Genomic DNA, 18,492 nt, shown 5'->3' on the forward strand with positions numbered 1-18,492 from the left:
TTGTTAACACTTTTTTTATTTACTGAATTTACAAACAAATTTTTTGTGAGTATTTATGAAATCTTGATTTTCGTAAAAGCTATGGGCATTTTCTCTTTTAATATTGGAAGTAACTTCAAGTTGAATTATTTCCTTTTCTTTGGCTATACTTTTGAGGTGATCTATTAGTTTTTGTCCGATTCCTAAACCACGACAACTTTCTGTTACAAACATTTCCTGAATTTCACCAATCAACCCATTATGATGAAGTAAATTTTGAACGTGACAACTTAAAAATCCAGCAATTTCATTTTCAACTTCAGCAATAAGATATATGTTATTTTGGTTATTTAGATTTTCTAGAAAAATTTTTTCTTGCTTTTCTTTTTTGAAGGTTTGATTTTCTAATATTTCAATAAAACGATGAATAGATAAAAAATCAGAACCTTTGGCTCTTCTTATTTCTACTTCTTTGTTACGCATATTTGAGGTATTGGATAACAATCATTAAATATTGAGTTTTATCTTATGTGTCTTTCTACTCTAAGTGGTATAATTTTATACTAAACATACATAGTTTTTATAGATGTCAAAGTTTTTTGAAAAAGGGAGAGATCTGATGTGGCTTTGGATACAATTAAGCTCCCTTGTATTAAAATTAAGGTTTGTTCTGCTTTATTTTTTGCGTCACTTTCTGATAAACCAAATGCAATTCCTAAAGTACTAAAACCTGTAATCCATTGAATCATAATTTGATTTAATTGCTTTCCAAATAATTCGAGATTCGAATCCATTATTAATGCTCTTAAAATACATGTCTTTTCGCCTCCACCATAAAGATGATCTATGTTTATGATTGCTTTTTCAAGCCTTTTGTCGGGTTGTATAGTAGTATCAGATAGAAGAGAAAGAATGTTATCAGCGGCCCATTTTTCTACATAATCCAGAACAACAGAAGTAATTTCCTTTTTCCCTTTTGGGAAACGATGATATAAACTTGCTTTCTGTAGGCCCGATGAACCAGCCAGATCATTAAGACTCGAACCGTCATAGCCTTTTGAACGAATAACAGACATTAAGCCTTCTAATAAATCCTGATCATTTACTTTTTGTGGTCTCATAGGGCAAATGTACAAATAAATAATATTTTACCAAACGTTCGGTAACACTTCATGGATTACAATATAAAACCGTATAATTTTACTTTATGACCTTCTACGACATATTTATGGCTTTCAATGATTGATTCATTTTTTAGTTTCTGATTTATTTTTTGCATGTTGTAAATTTTCTTTAAATAGTTTTACGCTATGATGATTTGTTTTTTCTCCTAATTCAATTGCTTTTGAATAACAAGTAATTGCTTCTTTATAACTTTCACACACTAAAAAACCTTCGCCTAAGCTATCCCATACATTTGGTGAATTAGGATATCGTTTTGTGTTTTCTTTAAAAAATTTAATTGCTAATTCACAATTATCATCAAGGAATTTATAGCCTAATCTATTTATAGAATTCTCGGTAGGGTTATAATTTTTTAAAAAAGACTGTTTTAAACTATCTGCAATTCTCTGGTTCCCATTTTGATAATAGAGATACATAATATGTCCAACAGAAGTTTCTGATGGTAACACTTTATAGCCACATAACTCTGATAGTTTTTCAAAATAGCTATTCAATGCTTTAATACCCCCATGTTTTTTAAATTCGTTTAAAGAACTTCTGTCTGGATACCCTTTCACTTTATAAATATCTTCAAGGCCATGTGCTGATAAGTATAATTGATGTATTATTTCTCTGTCTTTAATTGGATTTATATTCGAGAGAAATATAATTGTTGTGTCATCATCATACATATTTATTGATGAGCGATGGCCATGAAGGGCGCCACCATGAGTATACATTTTTATCTTGGTGTTTCTTTCGATCAGATCGTCCCAATTGCGAATCCAACCATAACAATAACCATGCTTATTTGGGGTTAACATTTTTTTGGTATAAGTGGCTGATAATAATTTGTTTGTTTTAATGGCTTCACTCCAAATAAATAGATCATCAACTGTAGAGTGTATCCCTCCGGTAGCATATATATTAGACTGATCTCTAAACGGTACATTATTAAAATTTCCTCCATATTTCATAAAAATCATACGAAAGGTTTCATCTTCAATAAAAGAATAGCCTTTTGCAGTTTCATTTTTTATAAATTCATTAGTTTCATATCCGGTGTTTTTTAGCCCTAATGGTTTTGTTATTTTTGTTTCAAGTAATTCTGAAAAGGGTTTTTTTGAAACTTCTTCCAAAATAGCTCCTAAGAGCATATACCCTAAGCTACTATAATAAAATGTTGTCCCTGGTGTATAGGCTAGTTTTACTTTCCCTACTAGTATTGCCAATTCTCTGGGAGTATAAGCAGTAGATATAAAAGCGTCTTGAGTTATTCCAGTTTTTAAAATACCTTCATAATGTGGTAATCCAGAAGTATGTGATAACAATTGATGAATTGTTATCTTATTTCCTAATTCTTTTGGGAAATAAGGTAAATGTGTTGATACAGAATCTTCTAATTTTAAAACACCTTCTTCAACTAGTTGCATTATTAACATTGCTGTAAACTGTTTGGTTACAGATCCGATTGGAAATTTGGTATCTACAATGTTTGGTATATTTTGTTCTCGGTCTTTTAGTCCATAAGCTTTTTTAAAAGTTATTTTTCCTTTTTTCGCAACCAGAATAACTCCATTAAAAGGACTACTGATTTTTTTTCTTCCATTTTCAGAATACTCTTGCATTAGTGTATCTAGTGATTTTGGAGAATCACTACATGAATTAAAAAAGAGGGCTATAACTACTATGAATAATAGTATTCGAATTGTTTTTTGTGATGATAGATGAATCATATTTGTTTCATTTTGACTATTTGAAACAAATGTATGTGAGTGCTAAGAGATGTATTATGTCAGAACTATGACATTCTTATGTCATTCATTGAAATTTTTGTGCTTAACTACAAGAAATTAGGTATAAATGACATGGTAAGAATATTTTTATTATTTAACTGAATGGTATTTTTAGAGATGATAAAAATGTTAATTGCTAAACAGAATAAGTAAACGATTAGAGCGATGTAGAGTCCGTCTCCGGCATTTCCTGTGATAAGATTATTAAGGAAAACAACCAGAAAGAAGGAAAATATGGTAGCTACTGTCCAAATGATTTGAAAACTAATTATTTTACCTCCTAAGTGTTTTAAATCTTTTAATGTTCCGTTTAGTTTCCAAATCATAAGCGGAATAATGATATTACCTAAAGGGATAATTAATGTCGCTAGAATAGATAAATTCATTTTTTTAAGAATAGATATTTCATTTGCTAAATTCTGTATGTTGGGTTTTTTAACGGTCAAATTAGAAATATCTATATCTAGTTTTTTTGCTAGCGTTTGTAGCGTAAAAAGACGTGGTGTAACCGTACCTTTTTCAATTCGCTGTATGGTTCTAAGAGAAATATTTGACATTTCGGCTAATGCTTCTTGAGATAAACCTTTGGCCAAACGAGCTTCTTTAACTTTTTCTTTTACCGTTATTGTATCCATGGTGTTGTTTTAAGTCTCCTTATGTTCTTATGTCAAAAACATAGGTTTTGAAGTGACTTTTTTTAATTCTAAGCAGTTTAATTTAAGGTTTATCTGGTGTTCGTTCAAATATTTTTTGTTCTTTTTTCTCGATATAATTCTGATTTAAATAAAACTGATGAGCAGATTCTCTTTTCACATTACATCTTACCCTAACGGTTTTATAATCATTAGCGTGACTTTCTAGATACTCGATCAAAGTACTGGCAACTCCATTCCTTCTATACTCTTTTCTAACGATAAGTCCTCCGATTTCCAAAAAAGGAGAAGATGTTAATCTAATCGAAATAAACCCATGTATATATCCAATAACTATTGTATTTAAAACAGCTACAAATGCAAAATGATCTTTATTAGAATTTATTAAAGTGATCTGTTTTGTAATTAAAGATTCATCAATTTGATAGCCAAGTTGTACAGAAAGTTCAGCTATTGAAAATGCATCAGATTTATGTAGTTCTCTTATTTTAATCTCTTCAAACATGTTACTTATTCGTTTTCTGGTAACGTATCGAATTCTTTTCTAACATTTTCAAACCATTCTTTCATAGCTTCAGGAGATTTCATGAGTTCTTGTATTTTATTCATCGCTATAAGATGTGGTTTATCACCCTTCTGAAACATTTCTGTACCGTGATTTTTACTCATTTCGGCTATTTCTTCAAACGTATTGGCATGAAATTCTTTGTTACATGCTCCTCCTAACTGTTTGCAAGTCATTGTTTTCATGATTAAATACTAGTTCTATTTGATTTCGCTTTTTGTTTGGTTCATGTGTGTTTAATATTTCACATAAAAATTGTTACTTTTCTTCAAGAAACTCCCCAAGTCTATCAAAAACAGAACCCCAACCATTCATAATACCCATTTTTGTTTGTTGTTCACAATATTCTTCTGTTGGATGTATGACATTAAAAGTAAAATTAGTTTTGTCTCCGTTTTTTTCAAATAGAGCTTGTATTTCTACACCTTCTGTCATGGGTTTGAAATTTGCAGAAGAGCATATTTTTTCGAACTCAACAATTTCTAAATACACACCATCAGAAATGAATTCGTTCCCATCTGGCATTTGCATGGTATATTTCCACTTGCCACCAACTCTAAAATCATGCTCAATTACTTTTGTGTTCATTCCTTTTGGCCCCCACCATTGAGCGATATGTTCGGGATGAGTCCAGGCTTCCCAAACTAGTTTTATAGGAGCATTAAAGGTTCTTTTTAGAGTTACAGTTCGATTGTTTGCTTCACTTCGATTACTCATTTTCTTTATTTTTTGTTTGTAATTTGGTTAAATAATTTTCGAAAGAATCCAGTCTGTCTTCCCACAGATTCCGATATTGTTCTATCCATAAGAAAGCGGGGATAAGGTTTCTGGGTTGGATTTGGCATAACCGTTCTCTCCCTTGTTTATTAATAGTTATTATTCCACACTCTTTCAAGATTTTTAAGTGTTTTGAAATTGCAGGGCGACTAACGTCAAATTTTTGGGCTACCGTATTTACAGTTAATGTTTCGTCTGCCAGTAATTCTATAATTTCTCTTCTAACCGGGTCGGCTATTGCTTGAAAGACATCTCTTCTCATGTTTTTAGGTAACTGATTGGTTACAAATATAAATGTAATCATTTGGTTACGCAATTTTTTTATAAGAAATTGTAGTTAACAAATAGAATTAGTTATGAGAGAGTAGTAGTTAAAGCAGAGAGCGAGTATTATTTTTTCTTTGCGATTAACAAAAGAGAATCATTATCCTCAAACTCATTATAATCACTGATAGATAGAATGTCAAAATACTTTAGATAGGCTTTTCTAAGTGTTGATCCGTTATGATAATTTACAAAAAGACCTTTAAAAACTTCAGAACCTTCTCCTTTCCAAAAAGAATGGCATATTATTCCATTGGAATTTAAAATTTCATATTGCCTTTTAACAGTGTCGATCAATTCATTATCATTTAAGTGATGTAATACCTTATTTGAATAAATCCCATCAAATTTTTTATCTGTTTTTAAAGTAATAGCGTCCAACTCAAGGAATTTTCCATTGGGATTTTTGGAGATCAGATGATTCAGAAATTCGGTTGAGTTATCAGAACCAGTAATATCATATGATTTGTTTAGGATTTTCCAATCTGTACCAGGGCCCGAACCAATTTCGAGTACCGTTGAATTGGAAGGCAAAACTTGTTTAAGTTTTTCAATTAAGATTTTTCCATTAACATCTTTTGCTAACCTGATATATTCTTCGACTGATTCTTTTGTTTTATAATACTTTCCTGTCATGATTAATTGTGAGTTCTAATGTACTACAGGTGTTATTGGTACGTACTATATTTATTTTTTATAGACTCCACTCTGAAGGATGATTTTTTCTTCTTTAAGCCCTCTTAATAAATTAGTGATTTTATCTTTTGTAGATGCTCCCATTAAGACATTCAGTCCTAATTTTGGTGGCCCAAATTGCGTTATCTTTTTTAATAGATTCTCAAAGAATATAATTCCGTTAGCAGTTTGGTCAGAAGATCGTTCTTTTTGTAATCCCAATGTATCAAGAATAGATTCCATTTTAGAAATTTGTTCAAGAAAACTTATTTTTGATTCATTTGCCCAGGGCATTGGGTAGTCTACTTCGTTACCTCCTTTTTTAAAAATATCATAATAAATAAAGGTTCCTTTGTTAGTTAATACTCTATCTATTTCAGAGTAAAATTTTAATTTGTCGTTAATGTTCATTTGTACGTGTTGTGTCCAAACTACATCAAACGATTTGTTTTCAAAAGGTAAATTAGTTGCATCTCCCTGAATAAATTCTGTACTATTATTTAGACCAACAAGCTTAGATAGATTAGTTGCGGTTTTTACAAATTCTTCGGATAAATCAAGACCAATTGTTTTGCAGTTAAATTCATCAGCCAACATCCTGCACGGTCCCCCAATACCACATCCAACATCTAATAGTTTAGCGTTATTTACACTAACTGTTTTTGCTAATTCGCTAGAGACTTCTGCTCCTCTCACATGAAACTCATCGACACTGGCTATATCTTTTCGGGTAACATTTTCTATATCGACTCCCATTTCTTTGAGGCGATTTAAAATATCATCATATAAATCAGGTCGATAATAATGGTTTTCAATTTGTGAAGTTAAAGCCCCCATATTTCTTGTTTCAAATTAGTGCAAGTGGTTTATCCACTGTTTTGCTGTGTGAGAACTAAGATAGTAAAAAGGAGTGATGTAGTAGAAAACTATGACATTGCATGCACATCACTTTTTGATTCTTTCTCAAGAAGTTAGCAATTTCTATACACCCATTCTTTAAAATCAACATATCCTAATATATGACCAGGAATTGGATGTTCCTCGAGCTGTTCTTTAAGCACCATAAAAGCTTTTCTTTTCTCTATAACATCATATTCGACAGTTTTTGATAAAAACTTTAATACGATTTTTTCATAGAAAACTATGTTTTTTTGTTTTTTAAGATATTTTTTCATAGAATTTATCAAATATCGTAATGTAAACCCATTGCCAAGCTCATAATGAACCAATAGGTTTAGCCAATAGGTGTAAGTGATTAAATCTTTTCGATCTTTTTTGGTTTGATGATTAAGGATGTCATTAATCCATTGTAATGCTTTTTTGTGATCCTTTTTTAAGAAATAAATATTTGCAAATTGAAAACGAAAAGATAGCCAATAATTATTAGGGACAAGAGTTTTATGTAGCTCAATAAAATTTTGGATTTCATCAATAATCTCGTGAGTGGTATGTAGCTCTTTTAGATTTCTGTGAATTTCAAGTTCAATGTTATAGAGTCTTAATTTTTCTTTAATCAAAGCCGCAGAAATAGTGCCAATGGTATGTGCTTTTTGTTTTAAAAGTAAAATTCTTACAAACGCCTCTTTGTATTGTTTTTTGAATACAAGAAAACCAAGAAGGTTGTTGTTAATAGAAAAATACATTGCAAAGTATTCTCTTAACAGCTCAGGGTTTTGTTCCCACTCTTTGATGAGATCTTCTAGAGTTTGTTTTGCTTTGTCTGTATGTTTGGTAAGGAGTTGTTTTCTGTATTTATGTAGTGTTTTGAGCGTTTTGTTTTGTAACGAAACACTTTTTTTATGTGATAATGAGAATTGAGTGGGATCTATATTGGCCAATAAAAGACTGATATATTCATTGGTAGATTCGAGTGTTTCTTTTTGTTTTTGAATAATAGTTTTAAATGTCTCAAAATCCTGAGGATATAATGCCTGGTGTACTTTTCTTTTCCAATCTTGTATGTGAAAAAGTAAAACATCCTGCTGAAAGTTTTTTGCTTTTTTTTCGGCTCGATTTAATTCGCTTAAACAGATGGTATACTGGCCTTTGTGAAATAGAATTTCTACATTACGAATAATGTCCATAAGCTCAGCGTTTTTTGAAATTCGAGAGTGATAATTTCTTAACGATTGAAGAATACGTTGTTTTAGATAGTTTTTTATTGTCGTTAATTGTGTTACAAATGCTTTGTCTTTAAAAAGAGCTTTAATTTGAGCTTCATCATATTCTTTTTGAGCTTCTATTGCATCAAAAAGATTTAAGTATTCTGAAGATTCATTTCCTTGCGTGCTTAATTTAAAATATCGCTTTTCACTTTTAGACAACGATTGGATAAGGTAAAATAATTCTTCGTTTTTTTTCATTTTAGAAACCTATGTTTTTGTAAAAGTATAATTTTTTTGATACATATGATCACTTACCTTTGAGATATTAGAAACCAATAAATTATAACATCATGTCAAATGCGATTAGCTGGTTTGAGATACCAAGCACTAATTTTGAAAGAGCAATACAATTTTATAATGCACTTTTAGAAGCCGAACTGCAACCTATGGAGATGGATTTTAAAATGGCTTTTTTTCCATATAAAGATGGAGGCGTGGGAGGTTGTATTACTCATGGTAATGGCAATAAACCCTCACAAGAAGGTACGTTTGCTTATCTTAATGGTGGTGATGATCTATCTATTCCTTTGGCTAGGGTAGAAAAAGCAGGAGGCAAGATTTTAATGCCAAAAACTTCACTGGGAGAAAATGGATATATGGCCATTTTTTTGGATACCGAAGGGAATAGAGTGGCTTTTCATTCTATGAAGTAGTATTTTGTATGTTTTGTCACATTGAACAAAGTCAAAAGGTTCAATGTGGCAAGAGATACTTATTTGTTCTTTTTACTAATTTTAATTACCGTATTGATGCGCTATTTTACAGAAGATTTTGTAGCTTTTTTTAAAGAGCTGGCAAAGAATAATCATAAAGACTGGTTTCATGAAAACAAAAAAAGATATGAAACCAGTGTTAAAAAACCGTTCGAGGCATTTGTGGGTGAAATGATAAGGGAAATACAACAACTGGAACCGAATTTGCAAATTGAACCTAAGGATTGTGTACTTAGAATCAATAGAGATATTCGTTTTTCTAAAGATAAGTCTCCATATAACTTACATTACACAGCTTTTATTTCGAGTAAAGGGCGTAAAGACAAAAGTATCCCTGGTATATTTTTACGTTTTTCGCCAGAAATGGTAGGTGTCATGGGTGGGTGTTTTAGCCCGTCAAAAGAACAATTACATAATATAAGAGCAACAATTAATAAATCACCTAAGACATTTAGGAATTTATTAGAGGATAAGGATTTTGTGCAGAAATTTGGAGAAATTAGAGGCGAAACAATGAAACGAATCCCCAAAGAATGGCAGGAGGCATGTGAAAAAGAACCTTTAATTGCTAATAAGCAGTTCTATTTTGTTGGAGAAGAAACCCCTGGCCTGATTAGTAGTGCTACTTTGATCGAAGAAATGATGATGTATTGGCAAACGATGCGCCCTATTAATGAATATTTATCAAAAGCAATTCAGTAACTATGGCATACAATGAATTTATAGCAGATCGTATTCGACAGATTTTTAGAGAACAAAAGGCAGATTTCTATGAAAAGAAAATGATGGGAGGGTTATGTTTCATGGTCGATAATAAAATGTGTTGTGGAATCCATTTTAGTAAGAAAAAGGAAATGGATCTGCTAATGGCGCGAATAGGGATAGATGCAACCGAAGAAGGTATGAAAAAAGAAGGATGCCAGCCGATGGATTTTACAGGTAGACCCATGAAAGGTTTTGTTTTTGTTACCCCCGATGGTTTTGATCTGGATAAAGATCTGGAGTATTGGGTGCAATTGTGTTTAGATTTTAACCCTTTTGCAAAAAGCAGCAAGAAGAAATAAAATCAACCTGGATTACTTTAAATTAATTGTGTTCTAGCTATTTTTACCAGGGTATAATATCTTAAAATCGGCTTAAAAAAGTAATTATTACATTTGGATAGTTGTATCATATCCAGAATAATGATTTTTTTTAAAAGACTTTTATCAATACCCTTATTTTTTTCTATAGGATTATCTATTTTCTTGACAACGGCAATGTTTGCTCAGAAAAATAATGTACCAGTATTTGATAGCCTTGTTGGTAGGTCTTCCAAAGAATTAGGGGGATTTATAAAGAAATCTACACCAGAAGATGCTAAAATTTACGAAATAGCACTTTCTAATCTCAAAAATCAGGATAGCGCCAAGACCAATGAATATTATTATATAGCACTTTCTTTTTACAAAACGGGAAACTACGAAAGAAGTGCATATTACTTTAGTCATGCAGCAAAGGCAGCAAAACAAGCAAACTACGAGCTGTTTTTATGTGCTATTTACTTAAAACTGGGGAATTCATATCTCAAGGATTGGAAAAATCAAAAAGCGCTAGACTCCTATTACAAGGCTCTGGAAATTGCACAAAAGAATAAAAATATTAAATATGAGATTGTTGCAAATTCTGGAATTACGATGATTCGTAGAAGAACGAAGCAATTAGATAAGGCTTTAGAAGTCTGTAAACATTCCTTAAAACTTGCAGAGAACTCTTCTTTTAAAAATGGTAAAAACCATGTTAATCTTATCACTATTATTAGCGAAATATACATGGATCAAAAGAAATATGATTCTGTACTTTATTACGCAGAAATAGGAATTAAACTTAGTGAACCTATAAGTTATCATATTGGAACTATTGATTTATACACTAAAAAAGGAGCAGTGTTTTTTTATAGAAACGATTTACCTAAGGCATTTGAGTATTTACATCTGGTAGAAGATATTGCGCGTACTCATAAGATTAAGCAAAAAAAACCTATACTGAATCTTCATTATTTTCTTGCCCGTTGTTATTATAAACAAGAAGCATACAGAAAGGCAATTGGATCTTTGGATCGTATATTAAACTTGTTAGAAAAAAAAGATTCAAGAAATGATAGAGTTTTGGAAACGTATCGACTATTGGCTGACTGTAATGAGGCTATAGGAAATGAGAGAAAATCTAAATACTGGCTTAATAAATATACGGTACTTCAGGCTCAATTTCAGGACGAAAAGGATAAAACTGTTAATAAAATATACAATAAGGATACTCAAGAGCTAGGAGAGACTATAAAGGAGCTCGAGAATAGACAACAAAAAGAAGTAAGGTATGGTATAATAGTAGTATTGATATTATTAATATCGTTGATAGTAGTTGGAGTATTGTTTTACAGGAAACAAAAAATGAATAAAACTATTTTTAACGATTTGATAAATAAAATATCCAATCTGGAGTCTGAACGCAGAACAGAAACAATGGAGTCAAAAGATGGTGCTAAGGAGATTGTAATCGATGATGAGAAAATCAATAATGTACTAAAAAGGTTAAATAGATTGGAGGATCAAGAATATTTTTTGAAATCTGATTGTAGCCTAAGTACAATGGCCAAAAAAGTAAAAACAAATACCACATACCTTTCAAAAATTATCAAAATACATAAAGAAAAAAGCTTTAATGACTATATCAATGATTTAAGAATAGAATACGCATTAAAAAGGTTGAAAAATGACAAGAAGTTTAGATCTTTTTCGATTAAATCAATTGCTTCCGAAATAGGGTATAAAAGCGATAATTCTTTTACAAAACATTTTAAATCCAAAACAGGTTTAAACCCTTCCTATTATATTAAAAAAATTGAAAACTTAGAATAATTTTTATTGATAAGTATCTTCTGAATCGTACCGCAATTTATTTAAAATGCGGCTAACAAATTATGATCCATGTTTTATTGAAAGTATATTATTTTATAAATATTAAACTATTATAATCATGAAAGAATATCAAAACAAGAGAATCAGCCTTAAAAAAATTACTATTTCCAGAATTAATCTCGGTACTATGAGAATGGTAAAAGGTGGAGAGTGTTATGTTACAGATGGTGATACAGGAACCCATGAGACTCATTGCGTTTGTGAAAGTGGGCGTGGGGTATTTTAGATTTATCCTTTTTAACTATTCCAAATTTTTTAGATTTTATAGGTTGTTATAAGTGTTTTCTTCCTCCTCATTTTGTCTAATATACGGGAGTTATATTTTTCTCTCTCTTTGTTAGAATATACCTTAGAGTAAAAGTCAAAGTGTTATTAAGAATAAGATTTTGATAAAGGGGGAAGCCGAAAACCTTTTAATAGAGTAGGTAAGTTTTATAATTCAATTTAAATCTAATAAGTTATGTTATCAAAAATTCTAAATTTAAAAGATGTTCAGCAATTGGACAAAAAACAACAAGAAACTATTAATGGAGGGATACAGCATCCTGTTGGATGTAGAACAAGAAGAGATTGCTTCGAAGCCATAGGGGAATTCGATTGGTATTGCTCTATTTCTCCGTATGGAGGTTATGGGACTTGCATGCCATACTAAAGATTATTTTATAGTAAATATGAATCTTTGAAATTGATAAGACTGTCTGAAAAGACAGTCTTTTTTTGTTGAATATTTTTTAGAATGTTTGCAAATCTGTTAAGACCTCTTTTGGGGATTGTGTAGGTGAAATAGTAGTTCTATAAAGAAGAAAATAGGTGAGATAATATTAACTTTGTGAATGAAAATAGAACTTTCTTCTTTTCTTGTTAACGCACCAAAAATAACATCTTTTGAAGAATGTATAAAGTAGAAAACTATGATTACTAATCTGGCTGAGTATACCAGGAATTATATTGATATTTCTGATGAAGAAATGGAGCTATTTTATCATTATCTTAAAATGAAGAAATTCAAAAAGAAAGAGTATGTGTTAGAAGAAGGGAAAATCTGTAGGGCGAGATATTTTATTTTAAAAGGATGTGTACGATCATATTATATTGATGAAAAAGGAGTAGAGCGAATTGTGGATTTTGGGATTGATAACTGGTGGTTTACGAATTATAAAAGCTTAGTTAATCAAAGTCCATCAGAAAATTTTATTCAAACTATTGAAGATTCAGTAGTATTAGAACTACATCAAGATTCTTTTGAAGAACTATCAGCTAAACTTCCTAAAATTGATAGGTTTTTTAGAATAATTACTGAAAAAACCCATATTGCTCATATAAATAAAGTAAAATACACTCGTAATCTTTCTGGAGAGCATCTTTATAAGCAATTTGTGTTAAGTAACCCTAAGTTTTCACAGCGGGTTCCTCAATATATGATTGCTTCTTATTTAGGGCTTTCACCAGAATTTGTAAGTAAAGTAAAAGCAAAAGACTAGTAAGAAGAATTCGATAGCATAGTCATATATGATTTATTAAAGTAATAAACTTCACGATATCTCTCTAAGATAAGACCTCCTGCTAACAGGAGATCTTATGCTAAAATTTAGATTTTATATCAACTTTCTCTATCGACGTACAATTTTTTTTATGGTTCTTCCTTTGCCAGTTTCAACCTCCATGAAATATACTCCAGGTTGAAGAGATGATATATCAAAGCTAGAATCTGATGTTTCGAACACTTTTCTACCATAATAATTAAATATGGTAATTTTTTGAACTGCAATTGTAACAGTTACAATTCCATCGGTTGGGTTCGGATAAGATTTAAAAGAAGATATTGTGTCTTCTGGTTCTGATGCAATAGTATCTACTACAATACAAGAAGATCTGCTTGTACAACCGTTTTGAGTAATATCAACAGCATACGAACCGTTTTTGGATGCGGTGAATGATTGGTTTGTTTCTCCGCTAATTGGTTGGTCTGTATTACAATCAATCCATTGGTATATCGCTCCTGTAAGAGTAGCGGTGTAGGTTAGAGAATTATTTGTTATTGTTACATCGGGTAATGCATTTATGGTTATGTCTATTGTATTAGAGTTAGTGCATGTACCAGATGTAGTATACGTTATTGTGTAGGACCCTGCTATACTTGCAGCAATATCTAAGGCTCCTGTCCCGGGATCAATACTCAATCCTGCTGTGCTAGAGAACACCCCTCCTGCTAATCCTGTAATGGTTGGTGTTGGGTTGGTGTCACCTTTACAGTAATTGTCGGTATCAAATTTAAAACTTGGATTGTCTAATTCGGTAATGTCTACAAGAGCATTGCTGGAATTGGGGCAGATTCCACTAGTGGTATAGGTTATAGTATAAGGCCCTATAGTACTTGCGGCAATATCAATAATTCCTGTTCCGGGATCAATACTCAGCCCTGCTGTGCTGGAGAATACCCCTCCTGCTAATCCTGTAATTGTTGGTGTTGGGTTGGTATCACCTTTGCAATAGTTGTCTGTATTATAATTAAAACTCGGATTGTCTAATTCAGTAATATCCACAAGAACATCACTAGAATCAGGACAAGCTCCAGTAGTGGTGTAGGTTATGGTATAGGATCCTGTTGTACTTGCAGCAATATCAATGACTCCTGTCCCGGGATCAATACTCAATCCTGATGTACTGGAGAACACCCCGCCTGCTAATCCTGTAATTGTTGGTATTGGATTGGTGTCACCTTTACAATAGTTGTCTGTATTATAATTAAAACTAGGATCATCGATAGCATTAACCATAATAGTAATCGTTGTACAAGAGGCAGTTGTTTCATCAATACAGGATATACCATCATCTTCTCCTCGTATATAATAGGTGGTACTTGGAGCGGTAGGAGTAACTTCAAAGGTAGAAGTGTTTGTGGTTGTTGTGCCCACCAATGTGCCGCCACAAGAATCAGTATATATCGACCATGTAGATGCAATATTAAGATTACCAGTAATCGTTATGGTAGAAGTTTCTCCTTCACAGGTAACTGGTGTTGCTGTAATGGTTGATATTGTTGGTGTGATGCAAACAGGAACTTGTCTAAACCATGCAAATCTGGCTACGTGAAAGCTTCCTAAAATAGCATCTTTAAGACCATCTCCATCTACATCGCCAAAATCTATAGTAGAAAAACTCCCTATTTCTCCATTGGTTAATTCACCATTAAATAGTTGTTGAGGAGAAGAAGCAAAATCAGGAGTAGTTGCGGTACCAACATTTTCTATCCATCTAACAAAACCGGTATCAATCATAAAATACATGTCATAATCACCATCTTTGTCAAAATCTTCAAATACTGGTATGGGTACATCCATGTTAGTATATGCACTTTCATCATCCCAGGGACTATCTGCTTCAGATTGTAATTCAAAATTAGGATTCTCTTTGGTGCCTATATTTTTATAGTATGTCATTTTATCACTACCTAAAGCGACTAAATCAAGGTCTGTGTCATTGTCAAGATCTACAAAGCCTAAGCCAGGGAATTCTGCAATATTCTGGTCCAAAAGCCCAGGGATACATGCAGGGACATATTCGAATACTGGTGTTTCTGGTGTTCCTACATTTCTATAAAAACGAACATCATCAAGAGTAGAACCTTCATAATTATATTGAGATCCAATAAATAAATCCAAATCACCATCATCATCAATATCTACCAGTTGTGGTCTATTTTGGTTTCTAAAAGTACTCGTGCTACTATAAGTATTTATCTTTATAGTATCCAAAGTAGGTATGGATGCTGCTACCCAATTAGGTGCTATGACTGTTCCTGTATTCTGAAAATAATGAACGGTTCCTCCTTGACTTCCAGAAATAAAATCCAGATCATCATCATTATCCAAATCTCCCAATACTGCCGAACGAAGACGACCAAAGGCCGGTGGAGTTAGTGGTGTAGCGGCAACATCTAGTCCTGCAGGTTCTGGCCCGGGTCCAGTAGATGTGCCATCTGGATTGGCAAGAAGCCTTCCTCCTCTAAATTCCCAGCTTATATAATCTGCTTGAGCAGAGATGAGCTGATTCCCCAAATGAAAAAGTAAACAAATAAGTAATAGTTTTTTCATAACTATAGATTTAAAACAGTTGATCTCTAACGTATAATACAAAGTGTTATGGTATATACTTTTTGTATATATCATAGTCAATTAATAATTTTAAATGGCAGCACATCTGAGCAAACCAATTATGGAGATAATAGGGGCAATTTAATTTAGAGACATTTTATGTTCTCTCGGTCTGTGGTTTTAAGAAGTATTGTATTACCATTACTAAGAGGGGGGAAGTAAGTAATTTATTGTGTGTAATACAATTGGGTGCAAAATTAGTGATTTAGTTCTTCTTTAACAAGATAATATTATGTTAATACTTTGTTTTATGTTTGTTGTAATTGTAAGAATTGGCTGTTTATGTCGCTTTTAAAGTGATCCAACCTATGTTTATGAATACGTTTTAGTCAAAAACCCATACCTTCATTCGTTTGATTATTAATGATCCTAGATCTAGCGCCTCCTATAATGTATAACTTATCTATGGTTATATAAACGCAAAAAAGCCTCAACTTGAATAAGTTAAGGCTTTGTTTTGCTCCCCCTCTTGGACTCGAACCAAGGACCCTCTGATTAACAGTCAGATGCTCTAACCAACTGAGCTAAGGAGGAATTTATTTTTGCAAATATAGAATGTTTTTCTCTTTTTGCGAGTGCAAATATATACTATTTTTTATATCTCAAAAAGATTTTTTTGATTTTTTAAGGTTATTTATTGAGCATTTGCCAAATATTATTTCGTTTATTAATGCTTATTACATGAAAAACCTCAACTATATGTTTGTAGTTGAGGTTTTTAACGTGCTTTTGGTTAAATAAGAAGTTTATTTCCTACTTCTTATTCCAAATAATAATTGTTTAGAATAAAATAGGCTCTCCTCCTGGAAATGGTTTAGGGAATTGAGGAAAGAATGGAGGAATACATCCACCACCTGTTCCATCATCATATACACTTGTAGAATGTGGTTCAGTACCACCATTAATACTTTTAGCTTCTAAACTTGTTAATTCGATTACGTTTTTCATTTTTTAATTGATTTAATGATACATTATTTTATGTTATCCTTTTACCGATAACTGATGTAAAACTAACGCACGTTGGTCTCAAATTATGAGATTGTATGAAGTAAATGAAAAAAGCTGTTTTAAAAGAGGTATAAAAAAAATCAAGTCAATATAACCTTAGTTGTATTGACTTGATTTATCTCTTAAAGAGAAATGACTTAAAATCTATTAATTGATTCGTTATTTATCAAAAATAGCCCTGTAAATATCATTACCGTTGGCAAATAGTAATAGAGCGATAAGAAGAATGAAACCTGCAAGTTGTGCATATTCCATAAATTTATCATTCGGTTTTCTGCCAGCAATAATTTCATATAATAAAAACATTACATGCCCACCATCTAATGCCGGGATAGGAAGTATATTCATAAAGGCCAAAATAATAGAAATAAAAGCAGTGGTTCCCCAAAAGGCTCTCCAGTTCCAGACATCTGGAAAAAGATTTCCGATAGCTCCAAATCCACCTACCTGACTTGCTCCTTTTTTGGTAAATACATATTTAAATTGTGCGATATAATCGTGTAAAGTCCAATATCCAAAATCGAAACCTTTAGTGATACTTTCACCAAAGGAGTATTTTTTTTCTTGTATTTTGTAACTGTTTTTAACTACAACACCAATTAATCCATCTTCATTAGGAGTTATTGAAGTAGAATTAATTTCATTGTTTCTTGTATAATTTATAGCAATAGGAGTGCCTTTATTTTCAAGAATTGTTTTTCTAAACTCGTGCCAATATTGTATAGGTTTCCCGTTTACTTCAGTTATTTCATCTCCTTTTTTAAGACCAGCTTTCTCAGCTATTTCGAGATAAGTGCTATCTATAATAGGCTTATTTATTGGAGAAAAAGGCCGTAAAACTCCAGATTCGAACATAGTCGTTCCTATGTTTTCAGGAATTTGGATCGTTTCTTTACTTCCGCTTTGATGTAAAACACTAATATTTTTGACATCACGCATAAATAAATAGTGATTGATCTGGGTTACATCTTCTAGCGTCTTACCATTCACATCAAGAATCCTATCTCCGTCTTCAAATCCTAACTTTTTAAACGAATCTTCTACAGCAAAACCATTTGGGAGATCATCAAAACCGATATAATTGGTTCCCCAGGTAAATATAATCGCCATATAGATTAAGAATCCAAGGATAATATTTACAGTAACACCACCTAGCATAATAATCAGTCGTTGCCAGGCAGGCTTAGATCGAAATTCCCATGGTTGTGGTGGGCCAGCCATCTGCTCTTTATCCATACTCTCATCGATCATACCGGCGATTTTTACATACCCTCCTAAAGGTAGCCAACCAATACCATAAACTGTTTCACCTATTTTTTTCTTAAATAGCGAGAATTTTATATCAAAAAACAAATAGAATTTCTCTACTCTTGTTTTAAATAATTTAGCAGGAATAAAATGTCCTAATTCGTGTAATACGATCAGAATGGATAAACTTAATAGTAGCTGTATTGCTTTTATAAAAAATGGACTCATACGTCGTTGTTCAAAATTAAATCACGCAAAAGTAACCTTTTAGAAGAGTATATGAAAAAAAACTACCATACAGTTCGATAGATTTA

General features: G+C 31.9%; 20 protein-coding genes and 1 tRNA gene. 6 read left to right on the plus strand and 15 right to left on the minus strand.

The window, feature by feature from the left end:
- Positions 1-15: 15 nt before the first annotated feature.
- From DG435_RS14045 to DG435_RS14095, 11 genes are all read right to left on the minus strand, one after another.
- Positions 16-462 (minus strand): GNAT family N-acetyltransferase, encoded by a 447-nt coding sequence (locus tag DG435_RS14045; RefSeq protein WP_106792919.1) that lies wholly within the window; start codon positions 460-462, stop codon positions 16-18.
- An 80-nt stretch (positions 463-542) separates the two neighbouring features.
- On the minus strand, positions 543-1,100 hold the full coding sequence (locus DG435_RS14050) for a TetR/AcrR family transcriptional regulator (RefSeq protein ID WP_106792918.1): 558 nt from the start codon (positions 1,098-1,100) through the stop codon (positions 543-545).
- Between the two features lie 126 nt (positions 1,101-1,226).
- Positions 1,227-2,879 carry a serine hydrolase gene (locus tag DG435_RS14055; protein ID WP_106792917.1) on the minus strand — a complete coding sequence of 551 codons (1,653 nt, stop codon included), beginning with the start codon at positions 2,877-2,879 and terminating at the stop codon, positions 1,227-1,229.
- 107 nt (positions 2,880-2,986) lie between these two features.
- Complete coding sequence (locus tag DG435_RS14060) at positions 2,987-3,574, minus strand: helix-turn-helix domain-containing protein (protein WP_074405604.1); 588 nt, start codon at positions 3,572-3,574, stop codon at positions 2,987-2,989.
- A gap of 82 nt (positions 3,575-3,656) precedes the next feature.
- The gene (locus DG435_RS14065; protein WP_106792916.1) at positions 3,657-4,097 is read right to left on the minus strand and encodes a GNAT family N-acetyltransferase; all 441 of its coding nucleotides are present in this window, start codon (positions 4,095-4,097) and stop codon (positions 3,657-3,659) included.
- Positions 4,098-4,102: 5 nt separating this feature from the next.
- Positions 4,103-4,333, minus strand: a complete 231-nt coding sequence (locus tag DG435_RS14070) for a DUF1059 domain-containing protein (protein WP_234387108.1) — start codon at positions 4,331-4,333, stop codon at positions 4,103-4,105.
- 82 nt (positions 4,334-4,415) lie between these two features.
- Entirely contained in the window at positions 4,416-4,874 is a 459-nt protein-coding gene (locus DG435_RS14075; protein WP_106792914.1) for an SRPBCC domain-containing protein, read from the minus strand.
- Positions 4,867-5,238, minus strand: coding sequence for a helix-turn-helix transcriptional regulator (locus tag DG435_RS14080; protein ID WP_234387107.1), 372 nt, complete (start codon positions 5,236-5,238; stop codon positions 4,867-4,869). Before DG435_RS14080 ends, DG435_RS14075 begins: the two co-directional genes overlap by 8 nt.
- Positions 5,239-5,324: 86 nt before the next feature.
- On the minus strand, positions 5,325-5,894 hold the full coding sequence (locus DG435_RS14085) for a trans-aconitate 2-methyltransferase (RefSeq protein WP_106792913.1): 570 nt from the start codon (positions 5,892-5,894) through the stop codon (positions 5,325-5,327).
- 51 nt (positions 5,895-5,945) lie between these two features.
- Entirely contained in the window at positions 5,946-6,770 is an 825-nt protein-coding gene (locus DG435_RS14090; protein ID WP_106792912.1) for a class I SAM-dependent methyltransferase, read from the minus strand.
- Between the two features lie 134 nt (positions 6,771-6,904).
- Entirely contained in the window at positions 6,905-8,296 is a 1,392-nt protein-coding gene (locus DG435_RS14095) for a hypothetical protein (protein ID WP_106792911.1), read from the minus strand.
- A 92-nt stretch (positions 8,297-8,388) separates the two neighbouring features.
- On the opposite strand from DG435_RS14095, the gene DG435_RS14100 reads away from it, so the two are divergent.
- The 6 genes from DG435_RS14100 to DG435_RS14125 all read left to right on the plus strand — a co-directional run bounded on the left by DG435_RS14100 (position 8,389) and on the right by DG435_RS14125 (position 13,249).
- On the plus strand, positions 8,389-8,751 hold the full coding sequence (locus DG435_RS14100; protein WP_074405598.1) for a VOC family protein: 363 nt from the start codon (positions 8,389-8,391) through the stop codon (positions 8,749-8,751).
- Between the two features lie 45 nt (positions 8,752-8,796).
- Complete coding sequence (locus DG435_RS14105; RefSeq protein ID WP_159025603.1) at positions 8,797-9,513, plus strand: DUF2461 domain-containing protein; 717 nt, start codon at positions 8,797-8,799, stop codon at positions 9,511-9,513.
- Positions 9,514-9,515: 2 nt separating this feature from the next.
- Complete coding sequence (locus tag DG435_RS14110; RefSeq protein ID WP_106792909.1) at positions 9,516-9,875, plus strand: TfoX/Sxy family protein; 360 nt, start codon at positions 9,516-9,518, stop codon at positions 9,873-9,875.
- Between the two features lie 120 nt (positions 9,876-9,995).
- A complete protein-coding gene (locus DG435_RS14115; protein ID WP_106792908.1) occupies positions 9,996-11,708 on the plus strand; it encodes a helix-turn-helix domain-containing protein in 1,713 nt (570 codons plus the stop codon).
- A gap of 520 nt (positions 11,709-12,228) precedes the next feature.
- Positions 12,229-12,420: a hypothetical protein gene (locus tag DG435_RS14120; protein WP_106792907.1), complete on the plus strand. Its 192-nt coding sequence runs from the start codon at positions 12,229-12,231 to the stop codon at positions 12,418-12,420.
- A gap of 259 nt (positions 12,421-12,679) precedes the next feature.
- On the plus strand, positions 12,680-13,249 hold the full coding sequence (locus tag DG435_RS14125; protein ID WP_106792906.1) for a Crp/Fnr family transcriptional regulator: 570 nt from the start codon (positions 12,680-12,682) through the stop codon (positions 13,247-13,249).
- Between the two features lie 129 nt (positions 13,250-13,378).
- Here DG435_RS14125 and DG435_RS14130 read toward each other — a convergent pair whose 3' ends face one another.
- From DG435_RS14130 to rseP, 4 genes are all read right to left on the minus strand, one after another.
- A complete protein-coding gene (locus DG435_RS14130) occupies positions 13,379-15,862 on the minus strand; it encodes a T9SS type A sorting domain-containing protein (protein ID WP_159025602.1) in 2,484 nt (827 codons plus the stop codon).
- Positions 15,863-16,382: 520 nt separating this feature from the next.
- Positions 16,383-16,456, minus strand: a tRNA-Asn gene (locus DG435_RS14135).
- Positions 16,457-16,702: 246 nt separating this feature from the next.
- Positions 16,703-16,870 (minus strand): hypothetical protein, encoded by a 168-nt coding sequence (locus tag DG435_RS25575; protein ID WP_159025601.1) that lies wholly within the window; start codon positions 16,868-16,870, stop codon positions 16,703-16,705.
- A 219-nt stretch (positions 16,871-17,089) separates the two neighbouring features.
- The gene (gene rseP / locus DG435_RS14140; RefSeq protein ID WP_106792904.1) at positions 17,090-18,406 is read right to left on the minus strand and encodes an RIP metalloprotease RseP; all 1,317 of its coding nucleotides are present in this window, start codon (positions 18,404-18,406) and stop codon (positions 17,090-17,092) included.
- Between the last annotated feature and the right edge of the window lie 86 nt (positions 18,407-18,492).

It is taken from the genome of Aquimarina sp. Aq78, assembly GCF_900299525.1.
GTDB lineage: Bacteria > Bacteroidota > Bacteroidia > Flavobacteriales > Flavobacteriaceae > Aquimarina.

Coding starts and splice junctions, on each gene's coding strand:
- rseP (WP_106792904.1), bottom strand. CDS start 18,406: ATGAGTCCATTTTTTATAAAAGCAATACAGCTACTATTAAGTTTATCC.
- DG435_RS14085 (WP_106792913.1), bottom strand. CDS start 5,894: ATGACAGGAAAGTATTATAAAACAAAAGAATCAGTCGAAGAATATATC.
- DG435_RS14110 (WP_106792909.1), top strand. CDS start 9,516: ATGGCATACAATGAATTTATAGCAGATCGTATTCGACAGATTTTTAGA.
- DG435_RS14080 (WP_234387107.1), bottom strand. CDS start 5,238: ATGATTACATTTATATTTGTAACCAATCAGTTACCTAAAAACATGAGA.
- DG435_RS14120 (WP_106792907.1), top strand. CDS start 12,229: ATGTTATCAAAAATTCTAAATTTAAAAGATGTTCAGCAATTGGACAAA.
- DG435_RS14100 (WP_074405598.1), top strand. CDS start 8,389: ATGTCAAATGCGATTAGCTGGTTTGAGATACCAAGCACTAATTTTGAA.
- DG435_RS25575 (WP_159025601.1), bottom strand. CDS start 16,870: ATGAAAAACGTAATCGAATTAACAAGTTTAGAAGCTAAAAGTATTAAT.
- DG435_RS14075 (WP_106792914.1), bottom strand. CDS start 4,874: ATGAGTAATCGAAGTGAAGCAAACAATCGAACTGTAACTCTAAAAAGA.
- DG435_RS14125 (WP_106792906.1), top strand. CDS start 12,680: ATGATTACTAATCTGGCTGAGTATACCAGGAATTATATTGATATTTCT.
- DG435_RS14115 (WP_106792908.1), top strand. CDS start 9,996: ATGATTTTTTTTAAAAGACTTTTATCAATACCCTTATTTTTTTCTATA.
- DG435_RS14065 (WP_106792916.1), bottom strand. CDS start 4,097: ATGTTTGAAGAGATTAAAATAAGAGAACTACATAAATCTGATGCATTT.
- DG435_RS14095 (WP_106792911.1), bottom strand. CDS start 8,296: ATGAAAAAAAACGAAGAATTATTTTACCTTATCCAATCGTTGTCTAAA.
- DG435_RS14130 (WP_159025602.1), bottom strand. CDS start 15,862: ATGAAAAAACTATTACTTATTTGTTTACTTTTTCATTTGGGGAATCAG.
- DG435_RS14060 (WP_074405604.1), bottom strand. CDS start 3,574: ATGGATACAATAACGGTAAAAGAAAAAGTTAAAGAAGCTCGTTTGGCC.
- DG435_RS14070 (WP_234387108.1), bottom strand. CDS start 4,333: ATGACTTGCAAACAGTTAGGAGGAGCATGTAACAAAGAATTTCATGCC.
- DG435_RS14045 (WP_106792919.1), bottom strand. CDS start 462: ATGCGTAACAAAGAAGTAGAAATAAGAAGAGCCAAAGGTTCTGATTTT.
- DG435_RS14055 (WP_106792917.1), bottom strand. CDS start 2,879: ATGATTCATCTATCATCACAAAAAACAATTCGAATACTATTATTCATA.
- DG435_RS14090 (WP_106792912.1), bottom strand. CDS start 6,770: ATGGGGGCTTTAACTTCACAAATTGAAAACCATTATTATCGACCTGAT.
- DG435_RS14050 (WP_106792918.1), bottom strand. CDS start 1,100: ATGAGACCACAAAAAGTAAATGATCAGGATTTATTAGAAGGCTTAATG.